This is a genomic window from Streptomyces exfoliatus (assembly GCF_000725545.1).
In the GTDB taxonomy this organism is placed as follows: Bacteria; Actinomycetota; Actinomycetes; order Streptomycetales; family Streptomycetaceae; genus Streptomyces; species Streptomyces exfoliatus.
This window is the reverse complement of the sequence record NZ_KL647056.1, coordinates 275,003-297,715: the sequence shown is the minus strand read 5'-3', so window position 1 is coordinate 297,715 and position 22,713 is coordinate 275,003. Positions and strand designations below refer to the sequence as shown.

General features: G+C 68.9%; 20 protein-coding genes. 16 read left to right on the top strand and 4 right to left on the bottom strand.

Going from position 1 to position 22,713, the window contains the following annotated elements; all coding sequences use genetic code 11:
• Nucleotides 1-23: 23 nt before the first annotated feature.
• Both IO20_RS0135835 and IO20_RS42255 read left to right on the top strand, forming a co-directional pair.
• Nucleotides 24-314, top strand: a complete 291-nt coding sequence (locus IO20_RS0135835; RefSeq protein WP_030213969.1) for a hypothetical protein — start codon at nucleotides 24-26, stop codon at nucleotides 312-314.
• A 215-nt stretch (nucleotides 315-529) separates the two neighbouring features.
• On the top strand, nucleotides 530-724 hold the full coding sequence (locus tag IO20_RS42255) for a hypothetical protein (RefSeq protein WP_063761398.1): 195 nt from the start codon (nucleotides 530-532) through the stop codon (nucleotides 722-724).
• Nucleotides 725-779: 55 nt separating this feature from the next.
• Here the strand turns inward: IO20_RS42255 and IO20_RS0135820 are convergent, their stop codons facing one another.
• Nucleotides 780-1,595, bottom strand: coding sequence for a hypothetical protein (locus tag IO20_RS0135820; protein ID WP_030549834.1), 816 nt, complete (start codon nucleotides 1,593-1,595; stop codon nucleotides 780-782).
• A gap of 305 nt (nucleotides 1,596-1,900) precedes the next feature.
• Between IO20_RS0135820 and IO20_RS0135815 the strand changes: the two genes are divergently transcribed.
• The 14 genes from IO20_RS0135815 (at nucleotide 1,901) to IO20_RS0135750 (ending at nucleotide 14,165) form a co-directional block, all read left to right on the top strand.
• Entirely contained in the window at nucleotides 1,901-2,113 is a 213-nt protein-coding gene (locus IO20_RS0135815) for a hypothetical protein (protein ID WP_030549835.1), read from the top strand.
• A gap of 96 nt (nucleotides 2,114-2,209) precedes the next feature.
• Nucleotides 2,210-3,163 (top strand): hypothetical protein, encoded by a 954-nt coding sequence (locus IO20_RS0135810; protein WP_030549836.1) that lies wholly within the window; start codon nucleotides 2,210-2,212, stop codon nucleotides 3,161-3,163.
• Nucleotides 3,164-3,192: 29 nt separating this feature from the next.
• Entirely contained in the window at nucleotides 3,193-4,404 is a 1,212-nt protein-coding gene (locus IO20_RS0135805; RefSeq protein WP_030549837.1) for a phage tail protein, read from the top strand.
• Nucleotides 4,401-5,657, top strand: coding sequence for a phage tail tape measure protein (locus IO20_RS40165; protein ID WP_030549838.1), 1,257 nt, complete (start codon nucleotides 4,401-4,403; stop codon nucleotides 5,655-5,657). The genes IO20_RS0135805 and IO20_RS40165 overlap by 4 nt, the downstream gene beginning before the upstream one ends.
• Before the next feature lie 156 nt (nucleotides 5,658-5,813).
• Entirely contained in the window at nucleotides 5,814-6,737 is a 924-nt protein-coding gene (locus IO20_RS0135795; RefSeq protein WP_030549839.1) for a phage distal tail protein, read from the top strand.
• Between the two features lie 150 nt (nucleotides 6,738-6,887).
• Nucleotides 6,888-8,081, top strand: coding sequence for a hypothetical protein (locus IO20_RS0135790; RefSeq protein WP_030549840.1), 1,194 nt, complete (start codon nucleotides 6,888-6,890; stop codon nucleotides 8,079-8,081).
• Between the two features lie 49 nt (nucleotides 8,082-8,130).
• Complete coding sequence (locus tag IO20_RS0135785; protein WP_030549841.1) at nucleotides 8,131-9,324, top strand: hypothetical protein; 1,194 nt, start codon at nucleotides 8,131-8,133, stop codon at nucleotides 9,322-9,324.
• A gap of 33 nt (nucleotides 9,325-9,357) precedes the next feature.
• Nucleotides 9,358-10,491 carry a hypothetical protein gene (locus IO20_RS0135780; protein ID WP_030549842.1) on the top strand — a complete coding sequence of 378 codons (1,134 nt, stop codon included), beginning with the start codon at nucleotides 9,358-9,360 and terminating at the stop codon, nucleotides 10,489-10,491.
• A 12-nt stretch (nucleotides 10,492-10,503) separates the two neighbouring features.
• Nucleotides 10,504-11,619, top strand: coding sequence for a hypothetical protein (locus tag IO20_RS0135775; RefSeq protein ID WP_030549843.1), 1,116 nt, complete (start codon nucleotides 10,504-10,506; stop codon nucleotides 11,617-11,619).
• On the top strand, nucleotides 11,619-12,203 hold the full coding sequence (locus tag IO20_RS0135770) for a hypothetical protein (protein ID WP_030549844.1): 585 nt from the start codon (nucleotides 11,619-11,621) through the stop codon (nucleotides 12,201-12,203). The genes IO20_RS0135775 and IO20_RS0135770 overlap by 1 nt, the downstream gene beginning before the upstream one ends.
• A gap of 20 nt (nucleotides 12,204-12,223) precedes the next feature.
• Nucleotides 12,224-12,628, top strand: coding sequence for a hypothetical protein (locus tag IO20_RS0135765; protein WP_030549845.1), 405 nt, complete (start codon nucleotides 12,224-12,226; stop codon nucleotides 12,626-12,628).
• 114 nt (nucleotides 12,629-12,742) lie between these two features.
• The gene (locus IO20_RS0135760) at nucleotides 12,743-13,654 is read left to right on the top strand and encodes a peptidoglycan-binding protein (protein WP_030549846.1); all 912 of its coding nucleotides are present in this window, start codon (nucleotides 12,743-12,745) and stop codon (nucleotides 13,652-13,654) included.
• A gap of 21 nt (nucleotides 13,655-13,675) precedes the next feature.
• Entirely contained in the window at nucleotides 13,676-13,915 is a 240-nt protein-coding gene (locus IO20_RS0135755) for a hypothetical protein (RefSeq protein WP_030213921.1), read from the top strand.
• Nucleotides 13,902-14,165, top strand: coding sequence for a hypothetical protein (locus tag IO20_RS0135750; RefSeq protein WP_030213919.1), 264 nt, complete (start codon nucleotides 13,902-13,904; stop codon nucleotides 14,163-14,165). Before IO20_RS0135755 ends, IO20_RS0135750 begins: the two co-directional genes overlap by 14 nt.
• Before the next feature lie 68 nt (nucleotides 14,166-14,233).
• Here the strand turns inward: IO20_RS0135750 and IO20_RS0135745 are convergent, their stop codons facing one another.
• The 3 genes from IO20_RS0135745 to rplL form a co-directional block, all read right to left on the bottom strand.
• A complete protein-coding gene (locus tag IO20_RS0135745; protein WP_030213917.1) occupies nucleotides 14,234-18,148 on the bottom strand; it encodes a DNA-directed RNA polymerase subunit beta' in 3,915 nt (1,304 codons plus the stop codon).
• Between the two features lie 107 nt (nucleotides 18,149-18,255).
• Entirely contained in the window at nucleotides 18,256-21,738 is a 3,483-nt protein-coding gene (rpoB, locus tag IO20_RS0135740; RefSeq protein ID WP_030549847.1) for a DNA-directed RNA polymerase subunit beta, read from the bottom strand.
• 550 nt (nucleotides 21,739-22,288) lie between these two features.
• Nucleotides 22,289-22,672, bottom strand: coding sequence for a 50S ribosomal protein L7/L12 (gene rplL / locus IO20_RS0135735; RefSeq protein WP_030549848.1), 384 nt, complete (start codon nucleotides 22,670-22,672; stop codon nucleotides 22,289-22,291).
• Between the last annotated feature and the right edge of the window lie 41 nt (nucleotides 22,673-22,713).

Genomic DNA, 22,713 nt, shown 5'->3' with positions numbered 1-22,713 from the left:
CGAATCAAGGAGTACGCATCACCATGGCCCGTTTCGACGTCAACGCCGCCCGCGCCCAGCGCCAGGAGGCCCACGGCCGCAAGTGGTCCTTCGAGCTGGACGGCGAGTCCTACACCCTTCCGACCGAGCTGAGCCGCGCCACCGCCAAGGGGCTGCGCAAGCTCGACGACAACGACGTGGACGGCCTGCTCGCACTCCTGATGGGTGAGGAGCAGTTCAACCGCTTCGAGCAGCACGACGTGACCATGCAGGACATCGCCGCCATCTTGGAGGCCTACGGCAAGGAGACCGGGCTCGGCCTGGGGGAAGACTGAGCCTCGTCGAGTTCGTCGAAGAACACGCCGAGGCCCTTGAGGCTGACTTCATCCGCTACTACGGGGTCGACATCCTCGACTGGCACCGCGAGGAGCTCTCCAGCAGGCGCGTCCTGACGCTGATCAAGCATCTGCCGCGGGACAGCGCCCTGCAGCGCGAGATCCACGGAGAGGGCGCCGAGTGGTCGATCACCGATCACCTCCTCGCGGCGACGGTGGATCATCTGGCCGTCGCGAACTGGATGTTCCAGTGCGTCAACGCGTCCGAGGACGGCGACCAGCCCGATCCGCCGAAGCCCGTGCCCCGTCCGGGCACGAAGGACGAGGACGAAGAGGGCGAGGGCGGGGACTCTCCCGAGGCGGAGACCCCCGAGATCTCCCCCGGACAGCTCGCCCGGTTCTTCGGCTGAAGCCGGCAAGGGCAGGTTCCGGCCACATCCCCGCGGCCCCCGGAGTCCGCTCCCGTCAGGGAGCGGACTCCGGGGGCGCTTCCTGTGCTCGCTCGGAGGTCATGTCCTGCTCCAGGGCCCTGGCCCGTTCGGAGAGCCGGCGCGGCTGACCCGCGCGCGGCTCCGCTCCGGCGGACTCGGCGGCCCGGCGCTCGCTACCGGTCGCGGCCTGCACGGGTGCGCCGGCCAGCGGCGGGACGATCGGGCGTCCGCCCTTGCCGCGGACGACCTTCCGTACCGGCTGGGCGTTCCTGCGGGTACGGCTCTCCTGTGCGGTGAAGAGGACGTCGGGCTCCGACTCCGGCCCGGACTCCTTCTGGTGCGCGGGCCCGGGTTCGTGGTCCGGCGCGGAGGCGGGAGCGGCGGGTCCGGACTCCGGCTCGGGCTCCCGCTCGGGCCGCTGTTCGAACAGCTCGCGTTCCCTGCGTACGCGCTCCTCGGCCTCGACGACCGCGGCCGGTGGTTCGAGGAGACGGGCGAAGGGCAGCGTGATGACCCGGGCGCCGTCCTGGCCGCCGTCCATCCGGCGCTGGGGGCGGCGGATTCCACGCGCGTCACCCTGGCCCTGCGCGTAGGCGTCCGCGACGCGCTTCTCGTACTCCCGTCGTATGCGCGGGAGTTCGTCGGACACGGCCTCGGCCCAGCCGGAGGTGAAGGCGGTCGTCTCTCGACGGTCCACCTCGCTCCGGGGGATCACGACGAGGTCCTCGGGGGCGTGCCCATGGACGTGCACGAGCTCGGAGAGCCGCGCGAAGAGGTGGGGCAGATCAGGGTGGGTCGCGAGCCAGTCGACAACGCGCTCGCGTCGGTTCGCTCCCGGCTCCGTGTCCATGCGTCAGTACTGCCTTCCAGCCCCCTGGGGTCCCCGCGCGCCCCTCGCGCCCCTCGCCCCTCCGGAGTGGTCGGGCCCGAGGAACGCGTCCTCCAGGTTACCCGGTCGAACAGAAGCTCCGATCAGCCGCCAACACGTTCGGGAATTCAGCCAGAAGACACGCCGTCAGAGGTTTCCCGCTCGACAAACACCGAACAGGTGTTCCACACTCTGTTCGCACAGTAGTTCGAACACGTGGTGCCCCCGCTCCTCACTCCGCGGCGCCGCCACACACGCACGGGCAAGCAACCGGAAGGCAGGCGTCCATGACTCAGCAGGCCGAGGCATCGCGACCGCACATCCCACTCCAGGACCGCCTCCGCCAGCTCCTCGACGGACCCGTCGCCCTCGACAAGAGAGCGTTGCTCGGCACGCTGTACGCCGAGGTCTCCCGCTGCGAGACCGTCGCGTACGCGGCCGGCTGGAACGACGCGCTCGCGACGACGCGCCGCGGACCCCACCGGGACGAGGACGCCTAGCCGCCGCCCGCTGCCCCAGACGAACGAGCCCCTGCCGAGGTTTGCGGCAGGGGCTTTTCGGCGCTTGGCCGACACCGGCCGGAAGCGGAGTAACTCATGGCAAAAACCCCCGACGAGCTCTCCACCGAGATCGCCGACCTCAAGAAGGCCCTCGTCGATGAGGCCAACCACGAGGTCAAGTACATGGTCGAGAACACGAAAAAGGAGACCAAGGAGAAGGAGCCGTTCGTCGAAGACGGCAGAGCAATGGTCTCCAAGCTCAAGAAATCCCTCATCGGCGATCCACCCAAGATCCTCACGGAGGAGAACGCGGCGCCGTTCATCAAACAGATCACCGACATCCACGAGGAGGTCGTGAAGGCCCCTCTGACGGAGTGGCTCGAAGCCGCTGGTCTCGACGGAGTGGCGGCCGGCGTCGAGAAGATCTACGAGGGGAAGGACAACTGGTGGACCTACTTCATCGCCGCCTTCCTGGGCCTCGCCATCCCGGCCATCGGCCTCCTCCTCGTCTCCAAGTTCACCGACTGGTCCCGCCTTCTCCAGTCGAAGATCTTCGGCGGACAGGCGTACGCCCGTAACGAGGGCGGCACGTGGAGCCGTCAGGACCTCCAGGCCATCAACGACCGCGAGACCAGGGTCTTCAACGGCGGCGGAATCGGCGCCATCCCGACCGCGGACAGCCTCCGCGGCGTCCGCGAGGAACTCGAGAAGCTGACCGAGAAGATCACGATCTTCAACCGCAAGGCCGGGGGGTTCCGCACCAAGTTCAACAAGATGCCTTCGGCCCGCGCGATCAAGAGCTCGGCCAAGGGGATCGAGGCCATCGCCGACGCTCTCGACAGGATCACCATCTCGGACGTCGGGACGATGGCCACGAAGGCCGAGGACCTCAAGAAGGCCATGGAGGACTTCAAGCCCGGCAAGATCCCCCAGGACCTCCAGAACACCCGAACCGAGACCCGAAACCTCGGCAGGACCGTCGACGAGCTGAAGACCTCGTTCCAGAAGCTCAAGGACGAGGCCCTTCTCGCCGCCAGGGCCCTCGCCTGATCCCCACCCACCCCGAAAGGAGGTAACCCATGTCTCTCGTCAGTTCCCTCAAGAAGTCGTCCGACTCCCTGCGCGCCCTCAAGACCCAGGCATCCGGCGCCGGCACCTCGATCAAGAAGGTCGGCGACGCCGGCAAGTCCGCGTCCGGGCAGCTCAAGACGCTTCGTACCAACGCCCAGGGCTCCACCACCCAGCTCAAGAACCTGAAGACCGCCTCGGACCAGGCCGAGCGCGCCATGAAGAAGGCCGGCGACACCGCTCAGTCGGCCGGCGGCAAGCTCTCCAAGTACGAGTCCGGCGCCGGCAAGGCCGCCAAGGGCCAGGACAAGCTCAACAAGTCCATGAAGGGCAACTTCCTCGTCCGCCTGCTCGAACTCTTCATGCCGCTCATCGAGACGATCGTCGACATGGCGCTTCGCTCGAAGACGATGCAGACGGTCCTGAAGAAGGCGTTCAGCGCCATCAAGACCGTGATCAGCTCGGTCATGAAGGCCGTCGGGCCGATCATGAAGAAGGCCGGCAGCCTGATCAAGTCGGTCTGGAACGGCATCAAGAAGGCCATCTCCACCGTCGTCAAGGCCGTCGCGACCGTCATCAAGACGTACGTGAAGATCTGGAAGACGGTCATCACCACGGTGATGAAGGCCATCAAGAGCGTCATCAGCTCGGTGTGGAACGGCATCAAGGCCGTCATCACGCCGGTGGTCAACTGGATCAAGAGCGCCATCCCGAAGGCCTTCAGCGCCGTCAAGGACAAGATGTCGTCCGTCTGGAACGGCCTCAAGGACATCGCGTCCCGGGCGTTCGAGGGCATCAAGAGCGGCGTGAAGGGCCCCATCAACGCCGTCATCAGCCTGATCAACTCGATGATCGGCAGCCTCAACCGCGTCAAGGTCAGCGTTCCCGGCTGGGTCCCGGTCGTCGGCGGCAAGACCTTCGGCGTCAACCTGCCGACCATCCCCATGCTCGCCACCGGTGGTGTCGTCATGCCGCGCACCGGCGGTGTCCCGGCGATCCTCGCCGAGGCCGGCGAGGCCGAGGCCGTCCTTCCGCTCTCCAAGCTGGACCGGCTGCTCGCCACCACCGCTCGCCGCGCCCGCATGGCGCAGGGCGGCCAGCAGGGCGCGGGCGCCGGTACCGGGCTGCACATCGAGCACTACCACGCGGCCCGCAACAGTGACCCGCACACGACCGCCGCGGCGCTCATGTACCTCGTGAAGGCGCGTGGAGCCAGGGCATGAGTGCCGTAGCCCTGCGTGTCGCGCCCAACTTCCGGGTGGCCATCGCGCCGATGGGCAACCTGCGGCAGGGGCTCGGCGGAGCGAGCAGCTCGCTGAAGAACCTGCGGCAGAACGTCCAGCGGGCGGCAGGCGGTATCGGCGGCCTCGCCACCGCCGCCCGCACCGCCGGCGCCCCCCTCCGCGCCCTCGGACAGAACGCCTCCGGCGCCGCCACCGCCATGACCAAGATCCGCCGCTCCACCGCCCCCGCGGGCGTCAAGCGGATCGGCACCGCCGCCGGCAAGGCCCGTACCGCCGCCCGCAGGATCGGGACCGGCGCCGGGGTCGTCCTCGGCCTCCTCCTGCCGCTGCTGCCCGTCACGGACGTCATCTCGACGATGATGGGCACCTTCGGCACCGTCATGACCATCGCATCGGTCGCCATGACAGGCGTCAACGTCGCCATGCGGGCCAACCCGCTCGGCTTCCTCGTCGGCCTGATCGTGCCCGTCGCCGCGTACCTCATCGAACTGGCCGTCCACTCCGAGACCGGTCAGCGGATCATCAAGCAGGTCTTCCAGCAGGCCCTGAAGGGCTTCCAGGCGGTCTGGAAGTTCATCCAGCCCTTCATGAAGCTCCTCGGCACGGCCATCGGCACGTACGCCAAGGCGTACCTGACCGTCTTCAAGACCGCGCTCAGGATCGTCGGATCGGCCATCGGCGGGATCTCCAAGATCGGTTCCGCCGTTCGCTCGGCGACCAACGCGCTGCGCGGCATCGCCTCCCGCACGATCGGCGGCATCAAGAGCGCCGTACGGCCGGTCGTCGAATGGATCACCGACAAGATCCCCGGCTTCTTCCGGACCGCCAAGGACGCGGTGGGCAAGTCGCTGCGCGGCATCGGCGACCTGATCAAGGGCGCGCTGAGCGCCGTGCTCGGGGTCGTCAAGGGACCGATCAACGGTCTCATCGCGTTCGCCAACTGGATCATCGACGGGCTCAACAAGCTCAGCTTCGAGATCCCCCTCACCGGCAAGAAGTTCGGCGTCGAACTCGACAAGCTCCCCATGCTCGCCGAGGGCGGCATCGTCTCCCCGGGCAACGCGGACGACTACCGCATCGACTCGCTCTCCCAGCTGGAGAACCGCCGCGTCCCGGCCCTCACCGAGCCGCTGCCGAGGCCGCACCGCATCCGGGAGTTCCACGAGGAGCCCGGCGCCGGTCCCCGGTCGACCGCCGAGGACCTGCTCTTCCTCGCGACCGCCCACGGCTGAGCGCCGGCCGCAGCCGACCACGAGGCGCCGGCCGCCCGACGCCGGCCGTCGCCGTCGCCGACGCGCGGCGCCGACCGCCACCGCCGACCGCCGGCCGTCGTCGGCCCCCCGCTGACCGCCCACCGCCGACCCCATCCCAAGTGAGGTGACGGCCCCATGGCCGAGACCACGACCCAGTACGCCGGAAACTCCTACACCGCCGACCTCGCGCCCGGCTCGCTCATCACCCAGGACGGGCAGATGCAGTGGGCCGGGCTCCTCATAGGCCCCGGCACCCCCTTCGCCGTCGACAAGTCCGGCCTGTCGGGCTGGGAGGACCTGCCCGAGTACGACTCCTCGGACGCCGACCGCCCCACCTCCCACGGCGCCTGGCCGGGCGCCCGGTACGCCAAGCCGCGCAAGGTCGGCGGCACGATCGTGCTGATGCCCGAGTACGGCGGCACCGCGGCGGCCGTCCGCGCCCTGCGGCAGTCGCTCGCCCTCCTCGACGAGGAGCGGTGGCTCACCGTCCGGCTGCACGGCGAGCTGCTCACCGTCCGCGCCCGCATCGCGCAGCGCGTGGTCCCGGCCGACCAGGGCTTCGCCACCCAGGGCAGCTCCCGGATGTCGGTCCAGTGGCTGGCCTCCGACCCGCGCCGGTACGTCGTCAACGAGCAGACCGCCACGACCACTCCCCCGCAGCCGGAGTCGGGACTCACCTGGCCGCTGACCTGGCCGCTCTCCTGGGGCCAGGCCAAGAGCACCGGTGACGCCGTCGTCGAGAACACCGGCTCGGCTCCGGTCCACCCGGTCATCGTCTTCCGCGGCCCGTGCTCCATGCCGACCGTCACCGAGCGGATCAGCAGGCGCCGGCTGCGGTACGCGATCGACCTGACCGCCGGCGACGAACTCACCGTCGACACCCGCGCGGGCACGGTCATGCTCAACAACTCCGCCTCCCGCCTGCACACCGCGATGGCCGACTCCACCCCGGAGGAGCTGTTCGTGCTCGACCCCGGTCGCACCGACCTGTCCTTCCGGCCGGAATCGGGCACCGAGGCCGCGCTGATGACCGTGCGCTGGCGCAGCGCCGAGTGGTGACGAGGACCCACCGGACGTCCGCCGCCGGCCGCCGCTCCTGAGCGGCGGCCGGCGGCGGTTCGCCCGCACCAGCCCCCGAACCACCCGGCCCGAGCCGACCACCCGGCCCACGCCGACCACCCCGACCCGACCCCCTCGGAGAGGTGACCCATGACCGTACGCGCCGCTTGGCTCCAGTCCACCGGCCAGACCCGCGAGGACACCCGCCTGACCCTCGCCTCCCTGCTCACCCCCAGCGGCCAGAGCCCCGAGGAGACCCCACTGCGCTCGCGGGCGGGCATCGTCCCCGGCGGCTTCGTCCTGACCGGCAGCGCGCCCATGCAGGCCACCATCGGCACCGGCCGCGCGATCGTCCAGGGCGACGACACCGCCCAGGGCGCCTACCTCGTCGCCGTCACCGCCCCGGAGAGCTTCACGCTCACGGACGGCGACCCGCAGAACGACCGGATCGACCTGATCGAACTGGCCGTGCTCGACGACACCTACGACCGCTCGGGCGACACCCAGGCGGTCGTACGGCTCGTCGAGGGCACCCCGGCGGCCACGCCCACCGTCCCGCTCAGCGGGCCCGGCAGCACGATCCCGCTCTACACGATCCGCGTCCCGAAGGGCACGTCGGCCGGCACCGGCGGCATCGCCTGGTCCACCGCCGTCACCACCCAGCACTGGCCGACCGTCGCCCTCGGCGGCATCATGCCCGCCAGCGGCTTCAAGGGCGCGTACGTCGGCCAGTACCGGGACACGGCGGGCCTCCTCCAGCGCTGGGACGGCACGACCTGGGCCTCGTACCCGAAGGCCATCGGCGGCATCGCCCCGAGCACCACGACCACCGGCGGCTACACCGGTCAGTACCGGGACAACGGCGGCGGACTGCAGCGCTGGAACGGCACCTCCTGGCAGTACGTCGAGGGCGCCTCCACCCTGCTGCTCAGCGCCACGCAGTGGCTGACCGCCCAGCAACAGAGCATCGCCCCCAACACCTGGACCGTGCTCAGCCTGCCCACCGTCGAGGTCGACGACGCCGCCGGCTGGACCTCGAACACCACCTACGTCGTGCCGCGCACCGGCTGGTGGCGGGTCTCCGCGCACGCCACCTTCGCCAACGAATCCCAGACCGGCATGCGCGGCGCCCGCGTCGTGGTCGCCGGCGTCGGACAGTCCCGGCTGACCTGGCTCATCCCCGCCGGCAACGGCGCCATCTCCGTGGGCGGCAGCGGCATCGTCCGGCTCGTCGCCGGCCAGACCCTCCAGCTCGCCGGCTTCCACAACCACACCGCGGCGATCAAGACCCTCGGCGGCTCTGGCTACGGCTGCAGCCTCGACGCCGAATGGATCAGGTCCTGACGCCCCCGACCGCTGAACCGTCCCCCGACCTCTCGAACGGAGAAACCCCATGAACCTGCGCAGCAGCTGGGTCGCCGAGACCGGCCAGACCCGCGAGGACACCCGGCTCACCCAGACCGGTGTCACCACCATGACCAACCCCGTCCAGGTCCGCTCCGGCGTCCTGCCCGGCTCGTACGACGGCCGGTACCGGCTCTCCGGCTTCTGGACCTTCGGGTCCGCCGCCATGACGGCGACCGTCTCCGAGGGCCGGGCCGTCATCCAGGGCGAGATCTCCCAGGGCGTCTTCCCGGTGACCCTGCCGAACTCCGAGGTCGTGACCTTCGCGCCGGGCAACGCCACGTACAACCGCATCGACCTGCTCGTCCTGAGGGTCTACGACAAGCTGTACGACGGCGGGACGCGCACCGAGGCCGTGCTCGAGATCATCCAGGGCGCGGCCGAGCAGTCCCCGAAGGTCCCGGTCGTCCCGCCGCGCTGCCTCCCGCTGTACGAGGTGCTGGTCCCCGCCGGAGCCAGCGCGGGCAACGGCGGCATCCCGTGGGCCAGCTCGCTGAAGGACCTGCGCACCCCGGTCGTCGCCCACGGCGGCATCCTCCCGGTCGAGGGCGCGTCCCTGCCGGGCGCCTACCCCGGCCAGTACCAGGACGCGGGCGGCGCGCTCCAGCGCTGGGACGGCGGCGCCTGGGTGTCGTACCCGGCGGCGCTCGGCGGCATCATCCCGTCCTCCGCGTCCACCACGCCGGCCAGCTACACCGGCCAGTACCGCGACTCGACGACCGGCAAGCTCCAGCGCTGGAACGGCACCGAGTGGATCCCGGTCGTGGCGGGCCCGTACTTCGTCGACAACCGCGACTACGGCGACACCACGTCGACCACGTACACCTCGACGCTCACGGGCCGCATCACCAACCCGCTCACGCTGTCCTTCGTCGCCCCGCCGTCGAAGGCCGTGATCATCAGCTTCGGCTGCAAGCTGCGGTCGACGAGCCCCGACCACTACGCGTTCATGGCGCTCAAGCTCACCCAGGGCACCACGGTCATCAGCGACCTCGAGGACGACTACGCGGCGCTCGCCGCCAGCCAGCACATGGTCTCGGTGTCCACCATGACCCGTCAGTCGGGCCTGACCGCGGGCGCGACGTACACGCTCACGGCCTTCTTCAAGGTCGTCTCCGCCGCCCCCGCCGTCCTCAAGGCCGGTTTCGACAACACCTTCATCAGGGTCGACCCGCTGCCGTAGTCCCGGATCCACCCACACCGACAGGAGAACACCATGGCACTGCGCAGCGGCTGGCTCCCGCCCACCGGACAGACCCGTGTCACCACCCGCCTCACCGCCCTCGGCGCGACCACCCCGGTCAACCCGCTCGCCTCCCGCTCCGGCGTCCTGCCCGGCACGTCCGACGGCAAGTACCGGGTCGGCGGCCTCTGGATGAGCGGCAGCGGCCCCATGAGCGCGACCGTCTACGCCGGGCGCGCCGTCGTCCAGGGGCCCAACGCCCAGGGCGCCTACCCCATCACCCTCGACGCGGACACCGTCCTCAGCTTCGGCGACGGCGATCCGGTCAACCCCCGCGTCGACCTCGTCGTCCTGCGCGTGTACGACGACGAGTTCGACAACCAGACCAGGAGCGAAGCCGCCCTGGAGGTCATCAAGGGCGAGCCGAAGGCCACGCCGACCGCCCCGGCCGCCCCCGCGCTCTCCCTCCCCCTCTTCTCGGTCAGGGTGGAGAAGCAGACCTCGGCCGGCACCGGCGGCATCGCCTGGTCCACCGCCGTCACCGACCTGCGCACCAGCCTCGTCGGCCTGGGCGGCATCCTGCCCGTCTACAACAACGCCGGTGTGCCCGGTGCGTACCCCGGGCAGTACCAGGACAACGACAACGCCCACTACCTCCAGCGCTGGGACGGCAACGGCTGGGTCGCGTACCCGAAGGAGATCGGCGGCGTCGTCCCCAGCGGCACGCTGACCACCGGAAGCTACGCCGGCCAGTTCCGCGACAACTCCGGGACCCTGCAGCGCTGGAACGGCACCTCCTGGGCCAACTACCAGCCGCCGGTCGAGGTGGAGACCACCAACAGCGGCGCGACCGCGCTGACCGGCTGGACGGTGGTGGCCTTCTCCGGCCGACGCTCCCGGGGCCTCGCCACCATCCTCATCACCGTCACCCGCAACGGCGCCACCATCAACGTCGACAGCGCGGGCAACTTCAACGACGAGGGGCTGTGCACCCTGCCCGCCGGATGGCGCCCGGCCATGGACTACGAGGCCTCCGCCTGCGACGGCTTCGGCAACGGCGGCGGCTACATCACGCCCGCCGGGCAGGTCAACCTGCGCACCTGGTCGTCCAACGGCGCCCTCGTCGCCGGCCGGAACATCCGCCTCGCCGCGACCTACGTCCTGTAAGGGGGCTGTCCCATGGCACTCGACACGCCCTACCGGGCCATCTTCTGCGACCTCATGAGCGACACGGCCATCGACATCCTGCCGCTGCGGGACGTCTCGTTCGAGGACTACATCGGCCGGGCCGGCTCCCTGTCCGGCACCATCCCCATCCCCGACCGCGCCCTCGCCGAGCGGGCCCACAAGATCAAGCCGGGCCGCACCACCGTCTACCTGGAGCGCGGCGGAGACCTGTGGTGGGGCGGCATCGTCTGGACCACCAACCTGCAGGGCAGCGACCGGGGCGTGGTCACCCTGGGCATCCAGGCCTCCACCTTCGACTCGTACGCGGCCCGGCGACGCATCCGCACGAATGAGTTCGCGACCCGGTTCACGCAGCCGACCGACCAGTACGTCATCGCCCGCGAGCTCTGGAAGAGCCTGTCGGAGGGCCTGGGCGAGAGCAGGATCGACGAGGGTGACGAGAACCTGCTGTCCGGCGTCACCCGGACGGCTTCCTGGCGGTACGGCGACGAGACCGTCTACCAGGAGGCACTCGACCAGCTCGGGGCCCAGAACCAGGGCTTCGAGTACCAGATCCTCGTCTACCGCGACCCGGAGGACAGCAAGCGCGTCCGCGAGCTCCGGCTCGGCTCTCCCATCAGCAACGGCGCCACCGACATGATCTTCGACCGGCCCGGCACGATCCTGTCGTACTCCCTTCCGGACGACGCCACCCGCGGCGGCACCGAGGCCCTGGCGCGCGGCGCCTCGGCCAACAGCAACGCCGGCGCCGAGTCCAGGCCGACCCTGTCCGACATCGCCGTGCCGACGGATCCGCCGCTCGCCGACCTCTGGCCGAAGCTCGACCTGTCCTCGGACCACAACGACGTCAGCGACAAGGCCACGCTGAACTCGCTCGCCCAGGCCGCCGTCAACGAGGCCTCCGGCCATGTGCAGATCCCCGAGATCAGCATCCGGCTCGGCGGGATCGTCCCCCCGGCGCTCCTCGGCCGCACGGCCCGCATCCGCATCACCGACGAGTGGCACCCGACGGGCCTCGACGCCCGCTACCGCATCGTCGGCGTCAAGGTCCGGCCGGCCGAGCGAGGCCGTCCCGACACCGCCGAACTCGCCCTTGAGAGGACCTGATGGCACTGCTTCCCGAGGACATCATCGACCGGCTGATCCAGATGGAGCGCCGGATCCAGGCCCTGTCCACAGCCGTCAACACCCGTCCCCTCATCAACGAGATCCGTCCCGACCCCGACCCGGACAAGCCGCAGTCCACCAAGCCGGTCCTCCGGGTCTTCGACGCCCACAACCACGAGCTGTTCGCCGACGACATGGCGACCGGCGGCCTCGCCAGGCCGTGGCTGCAGCTGATGCCGCCGGTGGACCACCTGAAGGAAGCGAAGTGGCCGTCCACCACGAGCACGTCCTTCACCGCCATCGCCCAGTCCTTCAACCCGGTCTGGCAGCCCAAGATGCGTCTCGCGATGTACACGAAGGTGTCCAGCGGCGCGACCGGACAGGTGCAGGTCATGGTCGACGGCGTGCAGTTCGGCCCGACCGTCGCCGCCGGACAGACCTTCGACCACACCGGTCTGCTGCCGTTCGCCGACTTCGGGACCAAGTTCGGCAAGGTCATGACCGTCGAGATCCACGCCAGGATCGCCAGCGGCACCGGCACGGTGTACGCCCAGCCCGTCAGCATGTACGGCACCCAGACCTGAGCCAGCGAGGAGCACCCACCGTGAACATCGACCCCACCCAGCCCTGGGGCCTGGTCATCGACTACGCCGGCCGGGCCACCGTCGTCGAGAACGGCCACACCCTCTCCGTACGCGTCTTCGACAACAGCCTCGGCTACACCCTGGAACGTGACCCGTTCACCGGCCAGTACCCGTCGGTGCAGGTCACCGCCGAGTTCTCCAAGACCGGCAGCGGGGGTGACGCCACCCTCCGCGGCTACGGTCTCGCCGTCGTCGAGGCGAAGGACGGCGTCCCGGCCGTGCCCGATCCGACCGCCGTCCAGCGGGCCGTCACCGCCGCCCTCGCCGACTTCGAGGCCCGCCGCTCCGCCTACGCCGAGCTGTGCGCGACCTGGGCCCCGGCACCGGCGCCCGAGCCCACCCCGGAGCCCGCGCCCGCCCCGTAAGCCCCGGCCCCCGGCACACCGAGAGCACCACAGCCGCACCACACCCCCCGCCCCACCCGTACGCCCGCCCCGTGCCCTCCAGGCCGGGGCTCCCGCATGTCTGGAGGACACCCGATGGCCACTCCCCTCCCCGCGGACCGGCTCGTCGCCGCGCTCCGCGCCGAAGGCGTCACCGTCGTCGAACACCCCGGCTGGCGCACCCACCACCGCAACCACGCCGGTGCCTGGGGCCCGGTCACCGGCGTGATGATCCACCACACCGTCAGCTCCGGCACCGCCAACTCCGTCGAACTCTGCTTCAACGGCTACGAGGGACTGCCGGGACCGCTCTGCCACGGCGTCATCGCCAAGGACGGCACGGTCCACCTCGTCGGCAACGGCCGCGCCAACCACGCCGGCGCCGGCGACCCCTCCGTCCTCCAGGCCGTCATCACCGAGACGTACGGCGACCGGCCCCCGGCCCCCCGCGTCCACCAGGGCAGCCCCGGAGCCGTCGACGGCAACTCCCGCTTCTACGGCTTCGAGTGCGTCAACCTCGGCAACGGCACCGACCCCTGGCCGGCCGCCCAGCTCGACGCCATCGAGCGGGTCTCCGCCGCCCTCTGCCGGGCCCACGGCTGGGGCGCCAAGTCCGTCATCGGCCACCTGGAGTGGTCCGACTGGAAGTCCGACCCGAAGGGCTTCGGCATGCCGGTCCTCCGCGACCGGGTGCAGACCCGGCTCGGCAAGGACCCCGCCAAGACCACCCCCGGCAGCACGAAGCCGGCCCCGCCCCGCCTCCAGCCGTTCCCGGGCTCCTCGTTCTTCCGCAAGGAGACGAGCTCCCCGGTCATCACGGCCATGGGCCGCCGGCTCGTCGCCGAGGGCTGCTCCGCGTACGCCGTCGGCCCCGGCCCCCGCTGGAGCGAGGCCGACCGGCTCAGCTACGCCAAGTGGCAGCGCAAGCTCGGCTTCCGCGGCTCCGACGCCGACGGCATCCCCGGCGCCGCCTCCTGGAGCGCCCTGAAGGTCCCGTACACGAAGTAACCACCACCGAGGAGCACACCGATGTCCGATGCCGCCAAGCGCACGGCCCGTACCGTCCTCCAGTCCGCCGTCGGCATCGCCGTCGTCCTCCCCGCGATCGTCGACGCCTCCGGCATCCCCGCGACCCTCCCCTGGGTCGCCGGGGCGCTCGCCGTCGCCGGCGGTCTCACCCGGGTGATGGCACTGGACGCGGCGCAGCGCCTGCTGCCGTCCTGGCTCCGCAGCACCCCGTCCGGGGGCGGTGCAGATGACCGAGCCTGACCCGAACGATCCCGTGGCCGTCGCCCTCGAACTGGAACGGCTCCGCGGCACCCTGGAGGCCGGCTTCGCCCGGGTCGACGGCGCGCTCGCGCTGCTCGTCCAGCGCAGCGACCAGACCGACCGGCAGCTCGCCGACCACGAGGCCCGCCTCGACGGCCTCGAACGCGCCCGCTGGCCGCTGACCAGCATCGTGGCGCTCGCCGCGAGCGCCGGGGCGCTCGTCGCGGTGTGGGAGCTGGCCGCCAGGTAACCCCTGCGGGGGAAAACGCCGAAGGGCGGCCACCCCGTTTCCGGGGTGACCGCCCTTCGCACCACTACTTACTGGTTGTACGGACCGTAGTCGTAGTCCTCCAGCGGAACGGCCTGGCCGGAGCCCGAGCCGAACGGCGAGTAGTCGATGTCGTCGTAGCCGACGGCCGAGTACATCGCGGCCTTGGCCTCTTCGGTCGGCTCGACCCGGATGTTGCGGTAGCGGGACAGACCCGTACCGGCCGGGATGAGCTTACCGATGATGACGTTCTCCTTGAGGCCGATGAGGCTGTCGGACTTGGCGTTGATCGCCGCATCCGTCAGGACTCGGGTCGTCTCCTGGAAGGAGGCGGCCGACAGCCAGGATTCCGTCGCCAGCGAGGCCTTGGTGATACCCATCAGCTGCGGACGGCCGGAGGCGGGGTGACCGCCCTCGGTGACCACACGACGGTTCTCGGTCTCGAACTTCGAGCGCTCGACGAGCTCGCCCGGAAGCAGCTCCGCGTCGCCGGACTCGATGATCGTCACGCGGCGCAGCATCTGCCGGATGATGATCTCGATGTGCTTGTCGTGGATCGACACGCCCTGCGAGTTGTAGACCTTCTGGACTTCGGCGACCAGGTGGATCTGGACCGCGCGCTGACCGAGGATCCGGAGCACGTCGTGCGGGTTGGTGGCACCCACGGTGAGCTTCTGGCCCACCTCGACGTGGTCGCCCTCGCCCACGAGCAGACGGGCACGCTTCGAGATCGGGAACGCCGTCTCGTCGGTGCCGTCGTCCGGGGTGACGACGATCTTCTTGGTCTTCTCGGTCTCCTCGATACGGACGCGGCCAGCCGCCTCCGAGATCGGGGCGACACCCTTGGGCTGACGAGCCTCGAAGAGCTCGACGACACGGGGCAGACCCTGGGTGATGTCGTCACCGGCCACACCACCGGTGTGGAAGGTACGCATCGTCAGCTGGGTACCGGGCTCACCGATGGACTGGGCGGCGATGATGCCGACCGCCTCACCGATGTCGACCAGCTTGCCGGTGGCGAGCGAACGGCCGTAGCAGAACGCACAGGTACCGACGGCGGACTCACAGGTCAGGACCGAACGGGTCTTGACCTCCTCGACGCCCGCGTTGAGGAGGGCGTCGATGAGCACGTCACCCAGGTCGACGTTGGCCGGCGCGATGACCTTGCCGTCGATGACGACGTCCTCGGCGAGCATCCGCGCGTACACGGAGGTCTCGACGTCGTCCGTCTTCCGCAGGACACCGTCGGCGCCGCGCTCGGCGATCCGCAGCTTCAGACCGCGCTCGGTGCCACAGTCCTCCTCGCGGATGATCACGTCCTGCGAGACGTCCACCAGACGACGGGTCAGGTAACCCGAGTCGGCGGTACGCAGGGCGGTGTCCGCCAGACCCTTACGGGCACCGTGCGTGGAGATGAAGTACTCCAGAACGGTGAGGCCCTCACGGAAGGACGCCTTGATGGGACGCGGGATCGTCTCGTTCTTGGCGTTCGACACCAGACCACGCATACCCGCGATCTGACGCATCTGCATCATGTTTCCTCGGGCACCCGAGTCGACCATCATGAAGATGGGGTTCGTCTTCGGGAAGTTCGCGTTCATCGCCTCGGCAACCTCGTTGGTCGCCTTGGTCCAGATCGCGATGAGCTCCTGAGTGCGCTCTTCCTTGGTGATCAGACCGCGCTCGTACTGCTTCTGGACCTTCTCGTCCTGCTCCTCGTAGCCCTTGACGATGGCCTTCTTGGCCTCGGGCACGACGACGTCGGAGATGGCCACGGTGACACCGGAACGGGTCGCCCAGTAGAAGCCCGCCGCCTTCAGGTTGTCGAGCGTCGCCGCCACGATGACCTTGGGGTAGCGCTCGGCGAGGTCGTTGACGATCTCGGAGAGCTGCTTCTTGCCGACGGAGTAGTCGACGAACGGGTAGTCCTCGGGCAGCAGCTCGTTGAAGAGCGCGCGGCCCAGGGAGGTCCGCAGACGGAACGAGTCACCCTGCTGCCACTCGGCGGCCGGGACGTGCTCGTCACCCTCCTCCGCGACCGGGGGGACCCAGCCGCGCGGAGCGACGGTGCCGACCGGGAAGCGGATGTCGATCTGCGACTGCAGAGCGAGCTCGCCGGCGTCGAACGCCATGATCGCCTCGGCCGTGGAGCCGAACGCGCGGCCCTCGCCCTTGGTGTCACGGAGCTCACCGTCGGTGGTCAGGAAGAACAGACCGAGGACCATGTCCTGGGTCGGCATCGTGACCGGACGGCCGTCGGCGGGCTTCAGGATGTTGTTCGAGGACAGCATCAGGATGCGGGCCTCGGCCTGCGCCTCCGCGGAGAGCGGCAGGTGCACGGCCATCTGGTCACCGTCGAAGTCCGCGTTGAACGCGGTGCAGACGAGCGGGTGGATCTGGATGGCCTTGCCCTCGACCAGCTGCGGCTCGAAGGCCTGGATGCCGAGGCGGTGCAGCGTGGGCGCACGGTTCAGCAGAACCGGGTGCTCGGCGATGACCTCTTCGAGGACGTCGTACACGACCGTGCGGCCGCGCTCGACCATCCGCTTGGCGCTCTTGATGTTCTGCGCGTGGTTCAGGTCCACCAGGCGCTTCATCACGAACGGCTTGAAGAGCTCCAGGGCCATGGCCTTCGGCAGACCACACTGGTGCAGCTTCAGCTGCGGACCGACGACGATCACGGAACGCGCGGAGTAGTCCACACGCTTGCCGAGAAGGTTCTGACGGAATCGACCCTGCTTGCCCTTCAGCATGTCGCTGAGGGACTTCAGGGGACGGTTACCGGGACCGGTCACCGGACGACCACGACGACCGTTGTCGAAGAGGGCGTCCACGGCCTCCTGAAGCATGCGCTTCTCGTTGTTCACGATGATCTCGGGGGCACCGAGGTCGAGGAGACGCTTCAGACGGTTGTTGCGGTTGATCACGCGGCGGTACAGGTCGTTCAGGTCGGAGGTCGCGAAGCGGCCACCGTCCAGCTGCACCATCGGACGCAGGTCCGGCGGGATCACCGGCACGCAGTCGAGAACCATGCCCTTGGGGCTGTTCGCGGTCTGCAGGAACGCGGAGACGACCTTGAGGCGCTTGAGCGCACGGGTCTTCTTCTGGCCCTTGCCGGTACGGATGATCTCGCGGAGGCGCTCGGCCTCCTCCTCGAGGTCGAACGACTCCAGGCGCTTCTGCAGAGCAGCCGCACCCATCGAACCGTCGAAGTACGTGCCGAAGCGGTCACGCAGCTCGCGGTAGAGGAGCTCGTCGCCCTCCAGGTCCTGGACCTTGAGGTTCTTGAAGCGCGACCAGACCTCGTCCAGACGGTCGATCTCGCGCTGCGCACGGTCGCGCAGCTGCTTCATCTCACGCTCGGCGCCCTCGCGCACCTTGCGGCGCACGTCGGCCTTCGCGCCCTCGGCCTCCAGCTCACCGAGGTCGTTCTCGAGCTTCTTGGCGCGGGCCTCCAGGTCGGAGTCGCGACGGTTCTCGATCTGCTGACGCTCGACGGAGACGTGCGCCTCCAGGGAGGGCAGGTCACGCGTACGACGCTCGTCGTCGACGAACGTGATCATGTACGCCGCGAAGTAGATGACCTTCTCGAGGTCCTTCGGGGCGAGGTCGAGCAGGTAGCCAAGACGCGACGGAACGCCCTTGAAGTACCAGATGTGGGTGACGGGAGCGGCGAGCTCGATGTGGCCCATCCGCTCACGGCGCACCTTCGCGCGGGTGACCTCGACGCCACACCGCTCACAGATGATGCCCTTGAAGCGGACACGCTTGTACTTGCCGCAGTAGCACTCCCAGTCCCGGGTCGGACCGAAGATCTTCTCGCAGAAGAGTCCGTCCTTCTCGGGCTTGAGCGTGCGGTAGTTGATGGTCTCCGGCTTCTTGACCTCGCCGTGGCTCCACTGACGGATGTCGTCAGCGGTGGCCAGACCGATCCGGAGCTCGTCGAAGAAGTTGACGTCGAGCACTATGCGTCAATCCCTCTCAGGGTTGTAAGGCTTGGGGTCTGATACGGGGGTCCTGGGGCCGGCCGGGGACTCGGCGGCGTTACGCCGAGTCCCCGACCGAACTCCCGTCAGACCTCTTCGACGCTGCTCGGCTCGCGCCGGGACAGGTCGATGCCGAGCTCCTCCGCTGCGCGGAAGACGTCCTCGTCGGTGTCGCGCATCTCGATGGACATGCCGTCCGAGGACAGCACCTCCACGTTGAGGCACAGGGACTGCATCTCCTTGATGAGCACCTTGAAGGACTCGGGGATGCCGGGCTCAGGGATGTTCTCGCCCTTGACGATGGCCTCGTAGACCTTCACGCGGCCGGTCACGTCGTCGGACTTGATCGTCAGCAGCTCCTGGAGGGCGTAAGCGGCGCCGTACGCCTCCAGCGCCCACACCTCCATCTCACCGAAGCGCTGGCCACCGAACTGGGCCTTACCACCCAGCGGCTGCTGGGTGATCATCGAGTACGGACCGGTCGAACGAGCGTGGAGCTTGTCGTCGACCAGGTGGTGGAGCTTGAGGATGTACATGTAACCGACCGAGACCGGGTCGGGGAACGGCTCGCCGGAGCGGCCGTCGAACAGCCTCGCCTTACCGGTCGGGAGCACCATGCGCTCGCCGTCGCGGTTCGGGATGGTGTGGTTCAGCAGACCCGCGAGCTCGTCCTCACGCGCACCGTCGAAGACGGGGGTGGCGACGTTGGTGCCCGGGGCGACCTGGTCGGCGCCGATCGCCTGGAGGCGCTGCGCCCACTCGTCCGCGAGGCCGGAGACGTCCCAGCCGCGGCTGGCGAGCCAGCCGAGGTGGATCTCCAGGACCTGTCCCGGGTTCATTCGGGACGGGACACCCAGCGGGTTGAGGATGATGTCGACCGGGGTGCCGTCCTCGAGGAAGGGCATGTCCTCGATCGGAAGGATCTTGGAGATGACACCCTTGTTGCCGTGGCGGCCGGCGAGCTTGTCACCGTCGGTGATCTTGCGCTTCTGGGCGACGTAGACGCGGACCAGCTGGTTCACGCCCGGGGGAAGCTCGTCGCCCTCCTCGCGGTCGAAGACGCGGACGCCGATGATCTTGCCGATCTCGCCGTGCGGCACCTTCAGCGAGGTGTCACGGACCTCACGGGCCTTCTCACCGAAGATCGCGCGGAGCAGGCGCTCCTCCGGCGTCAGCTCGGTCTCACCCTTGGGCGTGACCTTGCCGACGAGGATGTCGCCGGCGACGACCTCGGCACCGATACGGATGATGCCGCGCTCGTCGAGGTCGGCGAGGACCTCCTCGGAGACGTTCGGGATGTCCCGGGTGATCTCCTCCGGGCCGAGCTTGGTGTCACGGGCGTCGACCTCGTGCTCCTCGATGTGGATCGAGGAGAGGACGTCGTCCTGCACGAGGCGCTGCGACAGGATGATCGCGTCCTCGTAGTTGTGACCCTCCCACGGCATGAACGCCACGAGCAGGTTCTTGCCGAGCGCCATCTCGCCGTCTTCGGTGGCGGGACCGTCGGCGAGGACCTGGCCCTCGATGACGCGGTCGCCCTCGTCCACGACGACCTTCTGGTTCACAGAGGTGCCCTGGTTGGAGCGGGAGAACTTGTGCAGGCGGTACGTGATGTACGTGCCGTCGTCGTTGGCGACCGTGACGTAGTCGGCCGACAGCTCCTGGACGACACCGTCCTTCTCGGCCTTGAGCACGTCGCCGGCGTCGGTGGCACAGCGGTACTCCATGCCGGTACCGACGAGCGGGGCCTCCGACTTAATCAGCGGCACCGCCTGACGCATCATGTTCGCGCCCATGAGGGCACGGTTGGCGTCGTCGTGCTCGAGGAACGGGATCATGGCGGTCGCGACCGACACCATCTGGCGCGGCGAGACGTCCATGTAGTCGACCTCGGACGGGAGGACGTAGTCGACCTCGCCGCCACGCTTACGCACCAGGACGCGGTTCTCGGTGAGACGCATCTCGTCGTTGAGCGCGGCGTTGGCCTGCGCGATGACGAAGCGGTCCTCCTCGTCGGCGGTGACGTAGTCGACCTCGTCGGTGACCTGACCGTCGATGACCTTGCGGTACGGCGTCTCGATGAAGCCGAACGCGTTGACGCGGCCGTACGAGGCGAGCGAACCGATCAGACCGATGTTCGGGCCTTCGGGGGTCTCGATCGGGCACATGCGTCCGTAGTGGGACGGGTGCACGTCTCGGACCTCGAAGCCGGCCCGCTCACGGGACAGACCACCAGGGCCCAGCGCCGAGAGACGACGCTTGTGCGTCAGACCCGACAGCGGGTTGTTCTGGTCCATGAACTGCGACAGCTGGCTGGTGCCGAAGAACTCCTTGATGGAGGCGACGACCGGCCGGATGTTGATCAGGGTCTGCGGCGTGATCGCCTCGACGTCCTGGGTGGTCATGCGCTCACGCACGACGCGCTCCATACGAGCCAGACCCGTACGGACCTGGTTCTGGATGAGCTCGCCGACGTTGCGCAGACGACGGTTGCCGAAGTGGTCGATGTCGTCGGTCTCGACGACGATCTCGTTGCCGTTCTCGCCGATCGTCTCGGTCTCGCCCGCGTGGAGCTTGACCAGGTACTTGATCGTGGCGATGACGTCATCGGTGGTGAGCACGCCGGCGTCCAGCGGCTCGTCCGCGCCGAGCTTCTTGTTCACCTTGTAGCGACCGACCTTGGCGAGGTCGTAGCGCTTCGGGTTGAAGTAGAGGTTCTCGAGCAGCGTCTGAGCGGCCTCACGGGTCGGCGGCTCGCCCGGACGCAGCTTGCGGTAGATGTCGAGCAGCGCGTCGTCCTGGCCCTGGGTGTGGTCCTTCTCCAGGGTGGCACGCATGGACTCGTACTCGCCGAACTCCTGGAGGATCTGCTCGGTGGTCCAGCCGAGAGCCTTGAGGAGGACGGTGACGGACTGCTTGCGCTTGCGGTCGATGCGGACACCGACCAGGTCGCGCTTGTCGATCTCCATCTCCAGCCAGGCACCCCGGGACGGGATGATCTTGGCGGAGAAGATGTCCTTGTCGGACGTCTTGTCGATGGAGGAGTCGAAGTAGACACCCGGCGAACGGACCAGCTGCGACACCACGACACGCTCGGTGCCGTTGATGACGAAGGTGCCCTTGTTGGTCATGAGCGGGAAGTCGCCCATGAAGACCGTCTGGGACTTGATCTCGCCGGTCTCGTTGTTGGTGAACTCGGCGGTGACGAAGAGCGGGGCGCCGTACGTGAAGTCACGGTCCTTGCACTCGTCGATCGAGTTCTTCGGCGGCTCGAAGCGGTGGTCGCGGAAGGTCAGCGACATCGACCCGGAGAAGTCCTCGATCGGGGAGATCTCCTCGAAGATCTCCTCCAGGCCGGACTTCCTGGGGACGTCCTGTCCCGACTCAAGGGCAGCCTCGACGCGAGCCTTCCAGGCGGCGTTACCGAGCAGCCAGTCAAAGCTCTCAGTCTGCAGCGCGAGGAGGTTCGGAACCTCGAGGGGCTCCTTGATCTTTGCAAAGGAGATGCGCAGCGGGGCGGTGCTTGCGCCGTTGTTCGTATTGGTCGAGGCGTTGCGCGAGGCGGCCAAGAGGGGGTCCTTCCGAGGGCTCGGACTCACTACGCGCGTACCGGTCCCTCAGCAGTGCGTCATGGCAGACGTTTCCTGATATGACCGAAAGGCCAGTTCAGAGGGGGTCAGCCAATGATGCAGATGCGAAGGTATGCCCCTGGTGACGGGCAGGGGGCAGCTAACAGGCAGCGCAAAGGGTCAGTGTAGCCACTTGGCTCACTGATGTCCAGGGCGAGTAATTCGCGACCCTCGTTGCTCTCAACTCCGCGGTACCTCGCGCCGTGCGGCGCACCTCGATACTGCCCGTTCAGCCGTCGATCCATGCCTCGGAAACGGATCGTTGTGACGACGCGTCCTGAGAATTGCGCGCTGCGTGCGGTTCGTCAAGGCCCCCCGGTCTGCGGGGCGCACGGCGAAGATCACCATACTCCGCTCCCGGCGGCCCTCACGGCCCCCGCCACGCCCTTCCCGGGGAACGCCGAAAGGCGACCACCCAGAAGGGTGATCGCCTTTCGGTGCCTCCGCGTTACACGGGGGCGGGAGTCAGCTTCAGCGACTCGAAACGGTCTTACTTGACCGTGACGGAGGCGCCGGCGGCCTTGAGGGACTCGGCAGCCTTCTCGGCGGCCTCCTTCGCGACCTTCTCGAGGACCGGCTTCGGGGTGCCGTCGACGAGGTCCTTGGCCTCCTTGAGGCCCAGGGAGGTGAGCTCGCGCACGACCTTGATGACCTGGATCTTCTTGTCGCCGGCACCCTCGAGGATGACGTCGAACTCGTCCTGCTCGGCCTCGGGCTCGGCGGCAGCGCCACCCGCGGCGGGGCCGGCAACGGCGACGGCCGCGGCGGCGGTGACGTCGAACTTCTCCTCGAAGGCCTTCACGAACTCGGAGAGCTCGATGAGGGTCATCTCCTCGAACTGGGCGAGGAGGTCGTCCTGAGAGAGCTTCGCCATGATGGGCGATCCTTCCACTAATTCGGCAGGTGCCGGATGTA